This window comes from Rahnella contaminans (assembly GCF_011065485.1).
GTDB classification, from domain to species: domain Bacteria; phylum Pseudomonadota; class Gammaproteobacteria; order Enterobacterales; family Enterobacteriaceae; genus Rahnella; species Rahnella contaminans.
In genome coordinates, this window is record NZ_JAADJS010000001.1 from 1 (window position 1) to 16,456 (window position 16,456).

Here is a 16,456-nt window from a genome sequence, read left to right on the forward strand (position 1 = left end):
TCGCTAAAATCAGGTGGCCAAATCAACACGGGGAAAGCTATCGCCATTTTGCCGCCATTTCTTTTTCTAACTTATTGATTCTAATGAACTATAACAGTATTCGGTCTTTTTTTTGCCTGTTTTGTAAATCAGTAAGTTACACCTCTTCCTGCTTCTTCCATAACTACAAATGAGCTCTTTTAGCCGTAGCCTATTCCCAGTGGATTTCGCCAGTCATTCAAGCAGTTTTGCACGCGTCCAGGGCTGTTTACCTGTGATTTGCGTGGCGATATGTTCGATGAGCTGCTGCGTGCATGCTTTCTTGCCAAAGCCCATCAGGGACAGAGGAAGAATAAGAAGAATAACTAATGGAGTGAATGTGAAATAGCGCATCTCACGGCTGCGTTGTGTATACAAAAAGATTCCGCTGCAAAGACTGCCGAGGATTAACCCTGAGATCACTTCACTGACGGAATGAGCATGCAGTGCGATCCGGCTGATACCCACCATAATGGCAATAAAATACCCAACAGCAATCATCAGCCTGCGTCTGTCGGGTTGAAAACGTTGGCTTATCAGCCAGAACATCACCGGCCATAAAGTGGCAGACATCGTGGTATGTCCGCTGAAGCCTGTAAAATTAAATGTACTGCTGCCAATGCCCCAGGCGAGAAACAGGAGTTTTGAAATGCTCACTGCAAGACCCGAAATCCCCAGAGTAATCAGCCAAATTAATGCCGTGGCCGGGCCATCAGCTTTCCACAGCATAAATAAAGCGAGGGTTATTCCGGTCGGTAAAATGAGCATACTGTCGCCAAAATAGGTCAGGATATTCCAAAGCAAGACGTAGCCCTCGAAGATAAATAATAAATTCTTCTAAAGAATCAATCGGAAAGTGTATCAGCAGAGGGTTTTTAACCAAAAGGGATTAGCTTCTCTCACTCCATTTTCAGACTGCAACCCGATTTTTACAGGATTACACGCTTTGTAAACCTGGTAATACAGTCCTAATTTATTGTATTACTTGAAATAATTATTGTTTGTATTGCAGTTAGGGAGTGACCGTTTTAACTTTGATATTCCACCACAATGAGAGGAAAGGAAAATGAAAGCTGCTGTTGTCAATAAAGACCATTCTGTTGATGTCGTTGAGAAAACTCTGCGTGCATTGGAGCATGGTGAAGCACTTTTACAGATGGAGTGCTGTGGTGTTTGTCATACGGATTTACATGTAAAAAATGGGGATTTTGGTGACAAGACTGGCGTGATCCTTGGCCATGAAGGCATTGGTATCGTTAAGAAAATTGGTCCGGGTGTGACTGCGCTGAAAGTGGGTGATCGCGCGAGCGTCGCCTGGTTCTTTAAAGGCTGCGGACATTGCGAGTACTGTACCACCGGCAATGAAACACTCTGTCGTCAGGTTGTGAATGCGGGTTATACCGCGGACGGTGGCATGGCTGAAGAATGTATCGTTTCAGCAGATTATGCAGTGAAAGTGCCGGATGGTCTGGAATCCGCTGCAGCCAGCAGTGTGACTTGCGCAGGCGTAACAACGTATAAAGCTGTGAAAGTTTCAGGTATCCAACCGGGTAAATGGATTGCCATTTATGGATTGGGTGGCCTGGGAAATCTGGCGTTGCAATATGCTAAGAATGTGTTTAATGCAAAAGTTATTGCAATTGATGTGAACGATCTGCAATTAGAGTTTGCTGCCGAAATGGGCGCAGATTTGACCATCAATATGCTAAAAGACGATGCTGCAAAGATCATTCAGGAAAAAGTGGGGGGTGCTCACGCCGCAGTTGTCACGGCAACAGCGAAATCGGCATTCAATTCTGCCGTTGATGCCATGCGTGCCGGTGGACGTATCGTCGCAGTGGGGTTGCCTCCTGAATCCATGAGTCTGAACATTCCGCGTCTGGTTCTGGACGGTATTCAGGTTGTCGGTTCGCTGGTTGGCACACGTGAGGATTTGGCGGAAGCATTCCAGTTTGCCGCAGAAGGTAAAGTCGTACCAAAAGTCACTAAACGTCCATTGGGTGATATCAATGCTATTTTCCGCGAAATGGAACAAGGCAAAATTAAAGGCAGAATGGTGATCGATTTTACGCATAAGTAAAATTTCCATCATGTGAGTGGCGCTGCTGGAAATACTACGGCGTCACTCATGGCATATCATCGTGATAATGTCAGTGATTCAGCAGATAAAAAAAAGCCCGCTCGGGGCGGGCTGAAAGGGGTATTACGAGGGTCTTACACACTATGAAGGACAGTTCATAGTGGACACAGGAGAAGGAATGTCTTCCTCGGGAATAAAGGTAACAAACCTAATGTCGATTTATGTCAAACCAGAGTAAGTTTACTCTGCAACATGTAACTCCCACCAATACAGGTTTACATAAAACGTTATACTCAACCCTGACATTTCTGCGCCATCAAGATACAGCCGCCAGAGCCCTGCATGACAAGGAGCTTTATGAAATATTGGTTAGGTTCTGTCGTCATTATGCTGATTATTGTAATCAACGGTCCGTGGATAAACCGTCATATTCCCGCTGGATATAATCCGTTCGCGCCAATTGCCCTTAATGACCCACCAACGTTAATTACCCGCTATAAAATGTGGAAACTGGACAAGAACCCGCAGGCTTGTATGGCGGTACTGGAGAGGGTTCAGCAAGATGGCGGATTAATATTCAGTAATCCAGGCAAGATGAGCGGTAAATGCCCTTTGGATAATCCAGTAAGAGTTAGGGCATTGGGTGGCGTCGCTTTAAGTTCGAGCTTTCTGGCGAGTTGTCGCCTTGCGCTGAGTAGCGCGATGTTTGTCTCGCAGGTCGCAAAACCGCTGGCGCAGCAAAAACTGGGAACGCCGTTAATTCGTATCGAGCATCTGGGCAGCTATGCCTGTCGTAACATGTATAACAAACCGGATGCCCGTTTGAGCGAACACGCTACGGCAGAAGCACTGGATGTTTCCGGATTCCAGCTGATGGATGGACGGCATTTGACTGTGCTGAAACAGTGGCCTCAGGAGGGCGCGGAAGCGGACTATATGCATACCATATTTGCTGAAAGCTGCGGATATTTTGGCAATTCCATCGGACCCGAATATAACGCAGCGCATGCCAATCACTTTCACTTTGGCATGCGCTTGTTTGGTTTTTGCCGCTAGTTATTCATCGGCTAAATAACGTTCGGCGAGACGTGCCCAGTACGCAGCACCGAAACTCAAGCTTTCATCATTAAAGTTGTAGGCAGGGTTATGGAGAACGGCGCTGTCGCCATTCCCAAGGCGCAGGAAGCAGCCGGGTTTTTGTTGAAGGAAATACGCAAAATCTTCACTGCCGGAAATAGGGGCCAGATTTTCGACCACATTCTCTTCACCGACCAGCTCTTTTGCGACCTCCAGTGCGAACGCCGTTTCTTTATCATGATTAACCAGCACCGGATATCCTGGTACATATTCAATCTCAGCACGTGCTCCATAGGCTGCGGCATGGTTAGATACCAGGGTGCGAATACGTTCCTCCAGTATTTTTCGTACACCTGCATCAAATGAACGAACGCTCATTTCAAGGCGAGCTGTTTCTGGGATCACGTTGGCCGCATGCCCTGAATGTAAAGAGCCGATGGTGACAACGGCTGTTTCATTGGGATCTATGTTCCGGGAAATAATGGATTGGAGCGTCACAACCAGGCTGCTGGCGACCAGAATCGGGTCGACGGTCATATGAGGGCGCGCAGCATGACCGCCTTTGCCGTGGATCGTGATATTTACCGTATCGCAGGCCGCCATAGACGGGCCTGAACGGAACATCATTTTTCCAACCGGATAACCGGGGTGATTGTGCAGGCCGTATACCGCGTCACAGGGAAAACGCTCGAACAATTGCTCGGCCAGCATGCGTTCTGCGCCACTGTTAAAACCAATTTCTTCAGCGGGTTGGAAAATCAGGTTCACAGTGCCTGAGAAGTTTTTGCTGCGCGCCAGTTGCTCGGCGGCTCCCAGCAGCATGGCGGTATGGCCATCGTGGCCGCAGGCGTGCATTTTCCCCGGTGACTGACTCGCATAACTGACACCTGTCAGTTCAGTGATAGGCAGGGCGTCCATATCTGCACGGATACCGATACTGCGTTTACCCGTCCCCAGAGTCATTGAACCGATAACCCCGTGACCACCGACGCCGGACGTGACTTTAAACCCCAGAGACTGCAGCTTCTCAGCGACTAAAGCAGCAGTGTCGGATTCTTCATTAGAAAGCTCAGGATTCTGATGCAGGTGTTGACGAACTTCGCGCAGCCCCGGAACAAGGTCGGCCACGTCAGCGATGGTGCAAAATGATTTATTATTCATTATGAGGATCTGTTTTTGCCAGGAAGATATCCGGCCTTAAGACCGGTGCCGCGTCATTACAGGGAACAGAATGCAATGCGAGAACCCGGCTGGCAATCAATTAATCAGTGAGAAAACTGGATTTTTGAAATTATGGAATGTTCAATTCAATCACGGTATGTAATTGATGTAAAAAGCTAAAGTTTTTACGAGATGTTGCGCAATTTATGATTTTGACTCTGGACGCTCCGACGCCACATCTATACCGTTGTATTGGTTTGTACCGGCACAGGCAGATTTTAAAAAATATCAGGCAAATGCTATGCATCCGCCTGATATGACGTCTCAAGATAATGAAGGTGTCTGAGAGGAGATAAAGAGGATTAAGCGGGCATATAGCTAATGGAATGCTCCAGAGAATCGCACTGGGAATCGATAAGTACATTCCAGATCCCTTTATAAGGGATGCCAACATAGGCCGTATTTTGATCGTTAACCGTCAAAATATCGCCGAAACCTGAGTGGCGTCCATTTCGCTCAATATCATTTTCACACATCAGATGGATGTGGCATTTTTCTGAACAACGAATGACGACTGTGTCGCCACCAAACAGACTGAGTCTGGCTCGAACGATAGGCATGACTTTCCCCCAATGAAGATAAAGCACCTGAAATACGCTGTAACCGAACACTGCCAGGTTTTACGTCACCCAGACCAGGAGTGATTTTGGTCACATAACGCTCTTTAACCTATAAAACCAGAGTAAAGCAGGGGGAATAATGACTTTAATCAAAACTTGTAAGACTCTTCTGAAGATTAATTATTCGTCAGTCATGCAGCTGTAAATGAAAATGACCATACTTTTAACAATGCAGGGTGAATGTAGGTACGCGGTTAATGTCCGGTGAGAAATTCAATTGGATGCTAACATCCAGAGATTATCTTTCTATGCAGTGATGAAGTGTATTCATTCGTTACAGGGTAATAAATTAGCTGCTTTTTCTTTCACAAGCTGACACCCTATAGGTGTATAGCATGTGCGTGCGCTTGAAATTGATTATTATCGGATTTTTTACCGTCTCACACGCGCACAATGCGGGTGATGAAAAAAACGTGCGCTACACTTTCTTATTTTCTCCAGTTATAAGGGCATCGGATGATTTGCTCCGAAAAATTCAAATATTTCAGAAACTTCAGCGCATTAGCCCTGGTTCTGAATGCGACTTTTAGCCTGCCGGTACACGCGGATGACTCGCAGTTACGGGCATGTGGCAATGCAAAAACGGCCAAAGACTGCCAGTTACCTTTTCAACAGGGGTTTTCGGCTGTTCAGGTAGGCTTATCACGTGAGCCACTATGGGGCTATCTTGATACCACCGGGCACATGGCAATCAAACCTGATTTCAGCGACGCGCGCGGATTTGTTCATGATCTCGCCGTTGTTAAAAAAGGTGATCAATACGGTTACATCGATAAGAAAGGCCACTGGGTCATTGAGCCGCGTTTTACCCGCGCAACCGATTTCAATGCACAGGGTACTGCGCTGGTCGTCACGGATAACCGTCTGGCATTAATTGACCGCAAAGGTGCCGTTGTGAAAACGCTGCCGTTTGCTGTTTCTCTCGACACCCATGGTTTTGCGGGCGGACAGGCGCTGGCAAGCGTCCAAACTCAGGTTTCCCCTACGCTGTGGAATGCTGCAACCGATCGCTCCCTTTCTCTGCCTGACGATGTGATGGCGCTCGATCTGCCGCAGTCCGGGCTTATCCCCGCTAAAAAGCGTGATTCCGCAAATGACGGTTACTGGGGGTATCTGGACGAAAACGGTGACTGGGCAATTGACCCGATGATCCTGAAAGCGCGCGATGAGCCTCAGCTTAGCGGCGACGTGGTTGCTGTCAAAATCAAAAACGGGTGGAGTTTCGTTGATCGTCAGGGCGTTTCATTAAATAAAGAACAGTATAAATCTGTACGTCCTCTCTCTTCCGGTAACTGGCTGGTTACCGGCAACGATAATTCCAGGCAGTTGCTCAGCAGCAAACTGGAAAAAGTGCAGGATATTCCTGCCGATCAGTCCGAGAATATTATCGTCTGGGGTAAGGCAACGCTGGCGACGGGCAGCAAAGGTATTGTCATCGTTGGGGCCGATAACCAGGTTGTTTCCCTGAAAGTGAATAAACCTCAGTTCCTGCAACAGGGCAACCGCCTTTGGGTCATGCAAACTGAAGGGAAAGCACCGCAGGTAGTACAGGTTTATGACAACAATGGCGTTGCATTACTCAATGATGCCACACTCGCTGCGCTGAAAGATTATCAGGTGAAGCCATTGGGTACGTCTGTACTGACCGATGATATCGCCACATTGCCGGAAGTCACTGCGGATGTAGCGCACACACTGCCATGGGCGGCTCTGGCGCCTGCAGACACCACAAAACCACCGGCAATCCTGACCTCGCAGGGCAACGTTCTTTCGGATCCTCAGTGGGCTGCTATCGATGGCGATGCGTCTCAGGCTCCGCTGATTGTCCATACGCAAACCCAAAAAGTGGGTGCGGTAGACGGCGCGGGCAAATGGGTTATTCAGCCGGTTTATCAGCAGATCAGCGCGTTTTCCGGTGACTACACCTGGGCTGTCGAAAACAGTAATAATACCGATACCAAACGCTTAATAGACCGCAATGGCAGCGTAACGGATGTGCCAGCGGAAATCTTGCAAAACGCCCAGCGTCTTTCCGGCGGTTTGTTGTATTACACCGAAGGCGTTAATGATGCCCGTCGCTGGGGCTTATGGGATATTGCGAGCAAGAGCGTTAAAGCTGCCCCTCAGTTTACTCAAATCGAATCCTTCAATGAGGGGTTCGCTCTGGCGAAAGCCGATGCCGGATGGGGTGTTATCGGCACCAACGGTGTATGGGCAATTGCGCCGGATCCAAGCCGCAGCGGGAAATTCCAGTATATTGGCCAGGGCGTTTTCACCCTGTCTGATAACGATCAGCCGGGCGAACGCAGTGATCTTTCGAGTCATTTCAGCCTGTACAGCGCAAACAGCGGTCAGGCTATCGCCGAAGACCTGCTGGCAAGACCACAATCAGTCGGGCAGGGGCACTGGCTGGTCCAGCCTTCCGAAGGGGGCGTGGCGCTGTTAGACAGCGCTGGCCGCTATCCAGTCAGCAAAGCCATTGCAGCTTCATCAAGCTCAGTGCAGGGCGACTGGGTAATGCTCAGTTTCTCTCCTCACTTTGGTGCCATTAATGCGCAGGGTAATTGGCAGATTCAGCCTTTTTACACCGAAGAATTCAATTTCATTTCGCCTTTGAACTGGAGCCGTGCCGTCAGTGACGGGCATACCACGCTAATAAACGATCACGGTGCTGTTCCGCTGGATGGTTTCGAGCAAGCTCAACCACTGAATTCACTGATGCGACTGACTATGAATGATGATGTAACCGGCGAAACGGTGCTGTATGACAATGACGGCAATGAGATCCAACGTTTCGCCGGGCTCGACAGCTTGCAGGCAGATAAAGCCAGTGCCGGTGTAATCCCGTTACGCGACAGCAAAGGGCTTTATGGTTTCGTTGATCAACAAGGTAAGAAACTGATCGGTTCTTATTTTGATCAGGTTGGCGCAATGAATAATAACTTTGCCACAGCCATGAAGAAATCGACTTACGGCAACCTCTTTGGTTATATCAGCACGACCGGCCGTTTCGCTATCTTGCCTAAATTCGATTGGGCCGATAATTTCAGCGAAAAACACGCATGGGCGGGCGGCAAAGGTGTCGTCAGCTTGCTGAACGCGGAAGGTGCCGTTCAGGCGAAAATTCAGGTGCGTTGTAATCAGCGCGTAATCGTGGACGCAAAAGGCGCTTATCTCTGGCCTGCAAAAGCGCCTTCATGCGGTACCGGGAGTAACTAATGATTGTCAGCAAACCTTCAAGGCTACGGAAAGCACTTCTTTGCGCATTGAACACCAGCAGCGCACTGGCCTTATTGACGCTGACAGCTTCTGCAAATGCGGCTGAACCTTCCGGTTGTTTTGCTCCGTTGCCAGCTTCGCAAAACGATGTACAACGGCGTAACGCGTTGCCAGCTGTTCAAAACTTGTGTATCCGTGATGTTCATGAAGGGCGCGCGGCTGTGCTTTTACCGGCTGCTGACGCAGCCAGAGAGCGCTGGGGCTTTCTGGATAATCAAGGGCAACTGGTTATAAAACCTGTCTTTGAAGATGTCGGTGATTATCATTACGGCGTTGCAGCCGCTAAACAACAGGGGAAGTGGGGGTTTATTGATACTACCGGGAACTGGCTGATTCAGCCTGGTTTCGATGCGGTACAACCTTTTACTGAATCCGGTTTAGCCGTTGTGACAGTGGCCGGGAAGTCGCAGATTATCGATCGCAAAGGCGCGCAGGTTGGAAAAGCGCTGGATGATTTAGTGGACGAGGCCATTCTGAGTAATGGCCTCCCCGCCCGTTTGCAGCTGTCGTTTAACAGTGTGCTGCTTTCCCCAGATGGTGTTCGCCATGTAGCAACAGACAAAATGGAAGTTGCGGAACCTTTTGGGACTCAGGGATTGTTCATCGCCTTCGATGCCAGCAAAGGTTATGGCATCGTGGATGAAAATCTGGGCTGGCGCATTGCACCACAGTATGCCGCCATTACGCTTGATCCGCGTAATCCGGCAGTGGCACTCGCGAAAAATTCCGACGGAATTACGTTAATTCGTGCAGACGGCGTTCAGGATGAGCAAAAGTACTTGTCAGTCAGTGAAGAAACCGGTGCTTTCTGGCTGGCGAAAACGGCTGATGGTGTGAAGTTACTGGATAACTCCGCCGTTGTGATTGCAACGTTTAGCGATTCTGATGCCGCCGCTCTGCGGGTTTCGGGGGACTATGTCCTTAACCCGACTTCGAAAGAAAATCTCATCGTATTTGTTCCCGGCCGTAAACAACCTCTGACATTGCCTGCCGCCAGCGAGCCGTGGGGGCAGACTACCGGTGAGTTTCTGGTGACCACCCGCGGTGAGCAGAAAAAAGTGAACGCGATAATTGCACCTTCAGGCGGAATGATTGGTGGTGCTCAGAATGTCGGCTGGCTGGCGCAAATTTCCAGTGCGGAAGTGATCAATCACCGTCTGTGGCTGCGTAATGATCAGGGCGATGTCGTGAATGTTGTTGATTCGACCGGAAAGGCGTTGCTGAACCCGAAGACGATCAGTGCGCTTGAAAATAGCCGGATTGAACCGCTCAATGCTGGCGATGACCACGTTACCACGCAGTCGCCATTGGCTCTTATCCTCCCTGAGGCAGGAACCAGCAAAACAGGTGCTGGTTTCCTGAAACCGGACGGTTCTCTGCAAATTGATAACAAATGGCAGGATATTGAATCAGCGGACAGCAGCGAAGATATCGGGCAATTTATTGTCAGAACGGCTGATGGCACCGGCGTGATTGATGCGCAAGGGAAAGTGGTTATTCCTCTGACAGAAGACAACATATCTCCGTTTGTAAAAGGCTATGCGCTGGATTATCTGGATGGAAAGCTGACGGCGCTCGACCACGCCGGCAAGCATTATAATTTGCCGGATGTGTTTGATCTGGAGTCGGTCGGTAACGGCTGGTTCCGTTACCACGAAACGGCAGCTGAAGGGGCATTGTGGGGAATTTACGATGCCATTAACCAGAAAATGGTCATTCAGCCTTCCTACCAGGATGTGGGTGATTATGCCAACAATCAGGTTGCCGTTCAGACGCCAAAAGGCCTTTGGGGGATCCTCGACGGCCAGGGTAAAACGATGGTGGAAGCTAAATACGCCAAAGTTAAGCGCATCAATTCTGCTTTATGGCTGCTGACACAACCGGCAACGGACGATCAGCCAGAGTCCCGTGTGATTGCAGAAATCATTGGCAATGATACGAAAACCCGGATTGCGCCGACGGCCGGTCTGGCGGTAAATCAGTTTAGTGATGGGCGCATTCTGGCAACGTCTGCCGCCGGGCAATCCTGGCTTCTGGACGCCAAAGGCAATATTCAGCTTCACGAGCAGCAAACCCGAATCAGCGCACTGGGCGACTGGGTGAAACTATCCCGCCAGCCGCAGGAAGGTTATTTGTCGGCGCAGGGTGACTGGCAGATCCAACCCGCTATCGATACCCGGGGCTCCGCCTTTGCACAGGGTCGCGCATTACGTTCTACAACTGCAGGATTTGAGCTGATTGATGACAAAGGTGCGCGTGTCGCCGCGATGCCTGAAGGGACATGGAACCTGCCTTTGGGGAGTACGTGGTCTGTTTCTTATGATCCGCAAAACAATGAGGTCGCAACCCGCTATGTCGATAATACCGGCAAACTGGTTCTGACTGTGGCAGGTTTCGCCAGCCGTATGGTTGACGGACATGCTGTTCTGACACGTGCTGATGGTACAAAAACCTGGATTGACGGGCAGGGGAAAGCCGCTGACGCTGTCTCTTACGCCGATCTCGGTTTGCCTCATGACGGTCTGGCGTTCGCTAAAACGGATACTACCTACGGTTTTGTAGATGCGCAGGGTAACTACGTGATCGCGCCTGTTTATAGCGCAGTTTCACCGTTTGACGGTGGGGTTGCGATTGTCTCGACGCCCGCAATGTCGATGATGATCGATAAGACAGGCAAGCCACTCGCACGGTTGAATAAAGAGTGCGGCATTTCTGTTTTATACGGCGCGGGCAGCTCGCGCCAGTGGCCACAGAAAATGCCGGATAATTGCAAACCCTGAGCCTGATGCTTGCGTTCAAAACCCGCTGCGGCGGGTTTTTTTGTGCTAATGTTTAACTGTAATGGCAGTGAACTATCTCAATTGAAAGGATAAATTATGATCCCGCAGATCCCGCTTAAATACAGGGACGCAGAACGCTGGTCTTTTGGTGATACTGAATCGTCAGCAGATGAACTGGCCAAACGTGTCATGGCCGGTACCAAAACAGCGACCTGCTCAAATCTCGATGATGATCCGGAACCTGAGCCGGGCGAAGTGTTCGTTGTGGTCGACGGCCGCAACAACCCGGTTTGTGCGGTACAACTGACCGAAGTGAAACAGGTTCCGTTTGATCAGGTAACAGAGCAGCATGCCTGGGAAGAAGGTGAAGGTGACCGCACGCTGGCTTACTGGCGTAAGGAACACCAGCGTTTCTTCGAAGAGTATGAAATGTTTGAACCGACGATGCCTCTGTTGCTCATGAAGTTCCGGATGATCGAAAAGTTCTAACTTTATCATGTGGCCTGAGAAGGAAAATCAGGCCAAAAACCTCTAGGCATAAGATCTACCTGATGTTGTTGATCTGTCGTTCAGGAATGAGTCATGTCCGCCAATTCAGTAAATCCTCATACGTTTTCACCCCTTTCCCGAATACCGTATTTCAGCCAGTGGGAAGATCCGTCCTGCGCTGCGGGCATTATCGCCGGTGATATTGCGCTCAGCGATATCCGCCTCTGGCGCCAGTCTGGCGCGGCTTCTCAGGAAGAATTTATCGAATGGGCCAATCATGTCTGCGGAATGTGTTGCCTGAAAATGGTGCTGGCGGCAGTTTCCGGAACTGTCGTACCCATTCTCGAACTGACCCGGCGCAGCCAGACGTACGGCGCTTATGTCCGTGAAGGGAATAATATTAAAGGGCTGATTTACGCGCCGTTTGTAGAGTACGTCCGTCAGGAGTTAGGGCTGAGCGCACAGGTCAAAGTGAATATTTCTGCGCAAGATATTGCTTCACAGCTCGATGTTCACCGGTTTTTCATTGCTTCGGTGCATCCGTCGATTCGTATCCCTGAATCTGTTCCGCCGGGTAAGGGCGGACATCTGGTTCTGGTCACGCGCGCTGATGCCGGATCTGTGACCTTCCATAACCCGTCGGGTCACGATATTTCCTCGCAGCAGGATGTCACTCTGCCGGTTGAAACTTTTGCCCGCTTTTTTGCCGGGCGCGGGATAGCTCTGGTGTCTGACAATGACTGACCGCAAGCGGCATGGCGAACACAATTCCGTTCGCCATGCAGTGTTACTCCAGTCGCATGATCCACTCATCTTTCTGCTTATCGTACTTCTCTTTATACAACACAGAATGACGGCCATCGACAACCGCCGGGACGCTGGTGTGATCATCCCACGCATCAAGTTGCATACACAAATCAGGGTCTGATTTGCACGGAATATGCACTTTATCGCCGCCTTTTGCCTCAGGCGTTGAGAGATGTGCATCGTCAATTTCATAACTGCCAATTCTGATACTCGATTTTCCCATCAGGTACTCCTTGCCAGGATGACGCCAGTGATTTCAGTAACATCAGGTACGACCAGTTGGTCGCCCTGATCTCAGAATAGTCGACAGCACAAAAAGTGCCACTGGATTTTTTTCATGGCAGCGAAGAAACGAATTTTTAGAGGGAAAACCAAAGTTCGGAAGGAAAGGAATAAGGAGCCGGTGTTTGATAAACGAATTGGCCCCTTTGATTTGCTTTCAGAGTGGATTAAATCTGATGGAAACCGGCATTGCGTTGATCTGATTACGGCCATTATTTTTGGAAAGATACAACGCTTCGTCCGCCGCGCTGACAATGTCTGACTGATCTTCGATATCCGGGTCCTGATCTGGCCGGTAAGTTGCAATGCCCTGGCTGATGGTCACGCGGTTAAACTCGCTGAAGCTGTGTTTGATGCCCAGCGTTTCGATCGATTCCATAATGTGCTGGGCGACAATCCATGCACCTTTCAAATCAGTATCCGGTAAAATAGCGGCAAATTCTTCACCGCCAAAACGGGTGACCACATCGGTGCTGCGTTTCAGCGATTTCCGCAATGTTCTTGCCACAAGACGCAGGCAGGCATCGCCCGAAAGATGGCCGTAATGGTCGTTGAAATGTTTGAAATAATCGATGTCGATCATCACGACCGTCAGCGGCGTACGGTTACGTTTGGCGCGCATATATTCGTGACTGAGCACTTTTTTAAATTCGCGACGGTTTGGCAGTTTGGTCAGTGAATCGGTACGGGCCTGAATTTCCAGGCGACGGTTGGCCTTAACCAGTTTCAGTTCCAGCAATTTGCGTTCGTGAACGTCTTCAGCGGTGCCGTACCAGCGCTGAATTGAGCCGTCCGTCGCATAACTGGCCGCCGCGCGGATACGCATCCAGTTCCAGCCGCGGTCAACGTGGCAGAAGCGAACTTCGATATCCAGAGGCGCGCCGGTTTTAAGGCATTGTTCCCAGGTCTGAACCGCGGCCCGGCGGTCTTCAACATGCATACTCTGGATCCATTTATCTGCCAGAATATCCTGACGCGTCATGCCGGTGATACGTTGAAAACGCGAGCTGACGTCATTGAGCATGCCGCGCGGGTCAGCGGTCCATGGGATTTGCGGGTTCAGCTCCACCATGTTGCGGTAATGCTCCTGGCTTTCGCGCAGTGCCCGTTCCATACGCTTGAGGCTGGTGATATCTGTCATTGCCACAGAAAGCCCGTTCAGCTGATTTTGTGCGTCGTAAGCCGCTTTTATGCGTACGAAGAAAACCTGATTTTTACCGGGAACTGAAAATTCACGGTCGGGCGTCGTTTCGTTACGCTGCGCCATCTCCAGTGCGTTATTGAGCAAAGGTGAAAGGCCGGGCAGGAAAACCCCGATTTTGCGGCCAATCGCTTCATACGGTTGCAGACCAATGATATTGGCCATCGCATCATTAACGGTGACATAACGCATTTGCAGATCGATAAAGCACAGGCCAACAGGGGCGTTGGAATAAATGGTTTCGAGCTGGAAAAGACGCTGTCCGGGAGCCTGATCCAGACTGGTCAGATTACGGTCGATGCCACGATAGCCGCGGAAATTGCCGTCGTTATCAAACAGCGGAACACCGCTGGTTTCGAGAATAACTTCGCTGCCATCCGGGCGGATATTACGGTTAAGTAATCCGCCAAAAGGGGCGCGGCGTTCAACAATCGCAGCGAACTGCTCACCCACGCGTTTGGCTTCGTCAGGCGGCATGAAGTCAAAAGGCGTTTTGCCTAAAACTTGTTCGGGCGGAATGCCAAGAAACTCGATGCATTTATTTGAGGAAAAGACGTAACGTCCTTGTGCATCGACTTCCCAGATCCAGTCAGAATTGTTATCGATAATATCCCGCAGACTGGCCATTTGCTGTAACAGCAGGCCATCTGCTGATTCGAGTTTCATTTCATCCGACATGATACTTCTCCGACTGGCAGGTCTTTACTCAACATCAGGCACTATGATTTATATCTAAAAATGATATATCACTGGCAATGTTATCTTGAGGGCAATAATACATGTCAGGCTAGGATTATTCCTACTTATAATTCCATTAACCTATATGGATAAAATAAAAGGATATCCAATATATGTAGCACAAAATTTTTCACAGTCATTTGTTCCATGCAGTTTGTCACCTTGATTTCACCTAAAAATGTACCGGAGCAGAATCGGGTTAAAAGCATAGCAGACTTATTTTTTATCGAATTTAAGAAAGGATTATTAGAATTTTCTGCGCCAACAGGAGGATCCTGTGGCACAGAAAATTACGAAAAGAGTTAAATTAATTTATCGTTCGAAAACGTCTGGTGCCGCGTTGCCCCGTCCCTGACCAGTTCGCGGGGCAGGCTATTTTTAATCCGGCTGCCGATTTTTTTTGCCAGCCCTAGCGGCTGATTTGACCAGGTCACCAGACATTCATCCGTCACCGGCGTGTTTTCAGGATAAATATCGACGCCGCGCAACCAGTTCTGTGCCAGTTCATCATTAATTTCAAACCGGTTGCTGGCGTCATTAACGCTGAAAGCAACAACGGCTTCATGCTGCCAGCGGAAACCTTTTGGAAAGCGTTCAGCCAGGCGGACGCCAATACGCGAAAATCTGACCTTGCCGAATAAGTGTTCCAGCACGGCAGGGAAGATCCAGATTTCTTTGTCGCGCTGCCACAATGTGTATTGTTTTTCAGGCCATGAAAGCCCGGAGCTGGCGGCGGCTTTGATTATTTCCGCGCTGTCCTGACGTGAAAGTGGCGTGAACGGGAAGCGGCCAACTTTATATCCGGGAACCGGCAAACGCGGTACAGAGTCTGTTTTACGAAAACGAGCAACGAAGAAACCTTCGCTGTCATAAATCTGCGGGAATACGTGGAGATAACCTTCCTGTGTCACCGCTTTTTGCGCACCATCGAATAAATCTTCCAGAGATTCTGTTTCCACCGCACCGGCGTAGGTCTCCAGCAGCCACTGGCAAACCTGCTGATTTTCCTGCGCATTGAGCGTGCAGGTGGAATACACCAGAACGCCGCCTGGCTTTAAGGCGTGAAATGCGCTGTCGATAAGCTCGCGTTGCGTGGTGGCAATTTCAGCCACGCTGGCTTCTGACCAGTTGCTCATGGCATCGGGATCTTTTCGAATCACGCCTTCACCGGAGCAGGGCGCATCCAGCAGAATTGCATCGAACGTTTCGGGTAACGCGGCACCGAACACGCGCCCGTCGAAATGGGTCAGCGCGGTATTGCTCACGCCGCAGCGGCTGATGTTGGCATGCAGCACTTTCACGCGGCTGGCGGAATATTCATTGGCAACGATGCCCCCGCGGTTTTCCATTTGTGCGGCAATCTGCGTCGTTTTTGAGCCCGGTGCAGCAGCAACGTCCATTACCAGCGCAGGTTGTGTGTCGTGTGCAAAAAGGGCTGTGACGGGGAGCATGGAACTGGCTTCCTGAATGTAAAAAAGCCCGGCGAGATGGGCCAGCGCGTTACCTAAGCGTGAATCATCCAGGGCGTGACGGTTGATCCAAAAGCCTTCTGCGCACCAGGGCACTGGCTCTAAATCCCACTGAAATCCTGACGCCATTTCGAGAAAATCAGTCACGCTGATTTTCAGGGTATTGACCCGCAGACTTGGGCGCAGAGGGCGCTGGCATATCGCAATAAAATCTTCCATGGTCAGGCTGGCTGGCATGATTGCGCGCGTCGCATCCAGAAAGGCGGCAGGTAATTTATCAGCGAAATCGCTGGCAGTGGTGAGCTTTGACAAGAGTTGGGTTCCAGTACTGAAGGTATTTTCTGCCGCGGAGTTTAGCATATTTGCCGGCAGATGAAGGCGTGGGTGTTGGCCGA

Annotated in this window: 12 protein-coding genes; 6 read left to right on the plus strand and 6 right to left on the minus strand. The window is 50.0% G+C overall.

The genetic code is table 11. The features are described 5' to 3' along the window. Nucleotides 1-213: 213 nt before the first annotated feature. Entirely contained in the window at nucleotides 214-822 is a 609-nt protein-coding gene (locus GW579_RS00005; protein WP_165056866.1) for a phosphatase PAP2 family protein, read from the minus strand. Nucleotides 823-1,084: 262 nt separating this feature from the next. Between GW579_RS00005 and adhP the strand changes: the two genes are divergently transcribed. After that, the gene (adhP, locus tag GW579_RS00010) at nucleotides 1,085-2,098 is read left to right on the plus strand and encodes an alcohol dehydrogenase AdhP (protein WP_152325665.1); all 1,014 of its coding nucleotides are present in this window, start codon (nucleotides 1,085-1,087) and stop codon (nucleotides 2,096-2,098) included. Between the two features lie 357 nt (nucleotides 2,099-2,455). Beyond that, nucleotides 2,456-3,154, plus strand: coding sequence for an extensin-like domain-containing protein (locus GW579_RS00015; protein ID WP_165056867.1), 699 nt, complete (start codon nucleotides 2,456-2,458; stop codon nucleotides 3,152-3,154). On the opposite strand, the gene GW579_RS00020 is transcribed toward GW579_RS00015, so the two are convergent. Both GW579_RS00020 and GW579_RS00025 read right to left on the minus strand, forming a co-directional pair. Next, complete coding sequence (locus tag GW579_RS00020; protein WP_165056868.1) at nucleotides 3,155-4,336, minus strand: M20 aminoacylase family protein; 1,182 nt, start codon at nucleotides 4,334-4,336, stop codon at nucleotides 3,155-3,157. It lies immediately after the preceding gene. Between the two features lie 362 nt (nucleotides 4,337-4,698). After that, nucleotides 4,699-4,956 carry a DUF1883 domain-containing protein gene (locus GW579_RS00025; protein ID WP_152325668.1) on the minus strand — a complete coding sequence of 86 codons (258 nt, stop codon included), beginning with the start codon at nucleotides 4,954-4,956 and terminating at the stop codon, nucleotides 4,699-4,701. Between the two features lie 516 nt (nucleotides 4,957-5,472). Between GW579_RS00025 and GW579_RS00030 the strand changes: the two genes are divergently transcribed. The 4 genes from GW579_RS00030 (at nucleotide 5,473) to GW579_RS00045 (ending at nucleotide 12,308) form a co-directional block, all read left to right on the plus strand. Beyond that, nucleotides 5,473-8,235: a WG repeat-containing protein gene (locus tag GW579_RS00030; RefSeq protein ID WP_165056869.1), complete on the plus strand. Its 2,763-nt coding sequence runs from the start codon at nucleotides 5,473-5,475 to the stop codon at nucleotides 8,233-8,235. Next, the gene (locus tag GW579_RS00035; protein ID WP_165056870.1) at nucleotides 8,235-11,075 is read left to right on the plus strand and encodes a WG repeat-containing protein; all 2,841 of its coding nucleotides are present in this window, start codon (nucleotides 8,235-8,237) and stop codon (nucleotides 11,073-11,075) included. Before GW579_RS00030 ends, GW579_RS00035 begins: the two co-directional genes overlap by 1 nt. Before the next feature lie 96 nt (nucleotides 11,076-11,171). Continuing rightward, the gene (locus tag GW579_RS00040) at nucleotides 11,172-11,564 is read left to right on the plus strand and encodes an ASCH domain-containing protein (RefSeq protein ID WP_165056871.1); all 393 of its coding nucleotides are present in this window, start codon (nucleotides 11,172-11,174) and stop codon (nucleotides 11,562-11,564) included. A 93-nt stretch (nucleotides 11,565-11,657) separates the two neighbouring features. Next, the gene (locus GW579_RS00045) at nucleotides 11,658-12,308 is read left to right on the plus strand and encodes a C39 family peptidase (RefSeq protein WP_165056872.1); all 651 of its coding nucleotides are present in this window, start codon (nucleotides 11,658-11,660) and stop codon (nucleotides 12,306-12,308) included. 43 nt (nucleotides 12,309-12,351) lie between these two features. On the opposite strand, the gene GW579_RS00050 is transcribed toward GW579_RS00045, so the two are convergent. The 3 genes from GW579_RS00050 to rsmF all read right to left on the minus strand — a co-directional run bounded on the left by GW579_RS00050 (nucleotide 12,352) and on the right by rsmF (nucleotide 16,421). After that, entirely contained in the window at nucleotides 12,352-12,594 is a 243-nt protein-coding gene (locus GW579_RS00050) for a YebV family protein (RefSeq protein ID WP_152325673.1), read from the minus strand. 216 nt (nucleotides 12,595-12,810) lie between these two features. Continuing rightward, on the minus strand, nucleotides 12,811-14,532 hold the full coding sequence (locus GW579_RS00055; protein ID WP_152325674.1) for a sensor domain-containing diguanylate cyclase: 1,722 nt from the start codon (nucleotides 14,530-14,532) through the stop codon (nucleotides 12,811-12,813). A gap of 362 nt (nucleotides 14,533-14,894) precedes the next feature. Further along, a complete protein-coding gene (gene rsmF, locus GW579_RS00060) occupies nucleotides 14,895-16,421 on the minus strand; it encodes a 16S rRNA (cytosine(1407)-C(5))-methyltransferase RsmF (RefSeq protein ID WP_165056873.1) in 1,527 nt (508 codons plus the stop codon). Nucleotides 16,422-16,456: the final 35 nt, after the last annotated feature.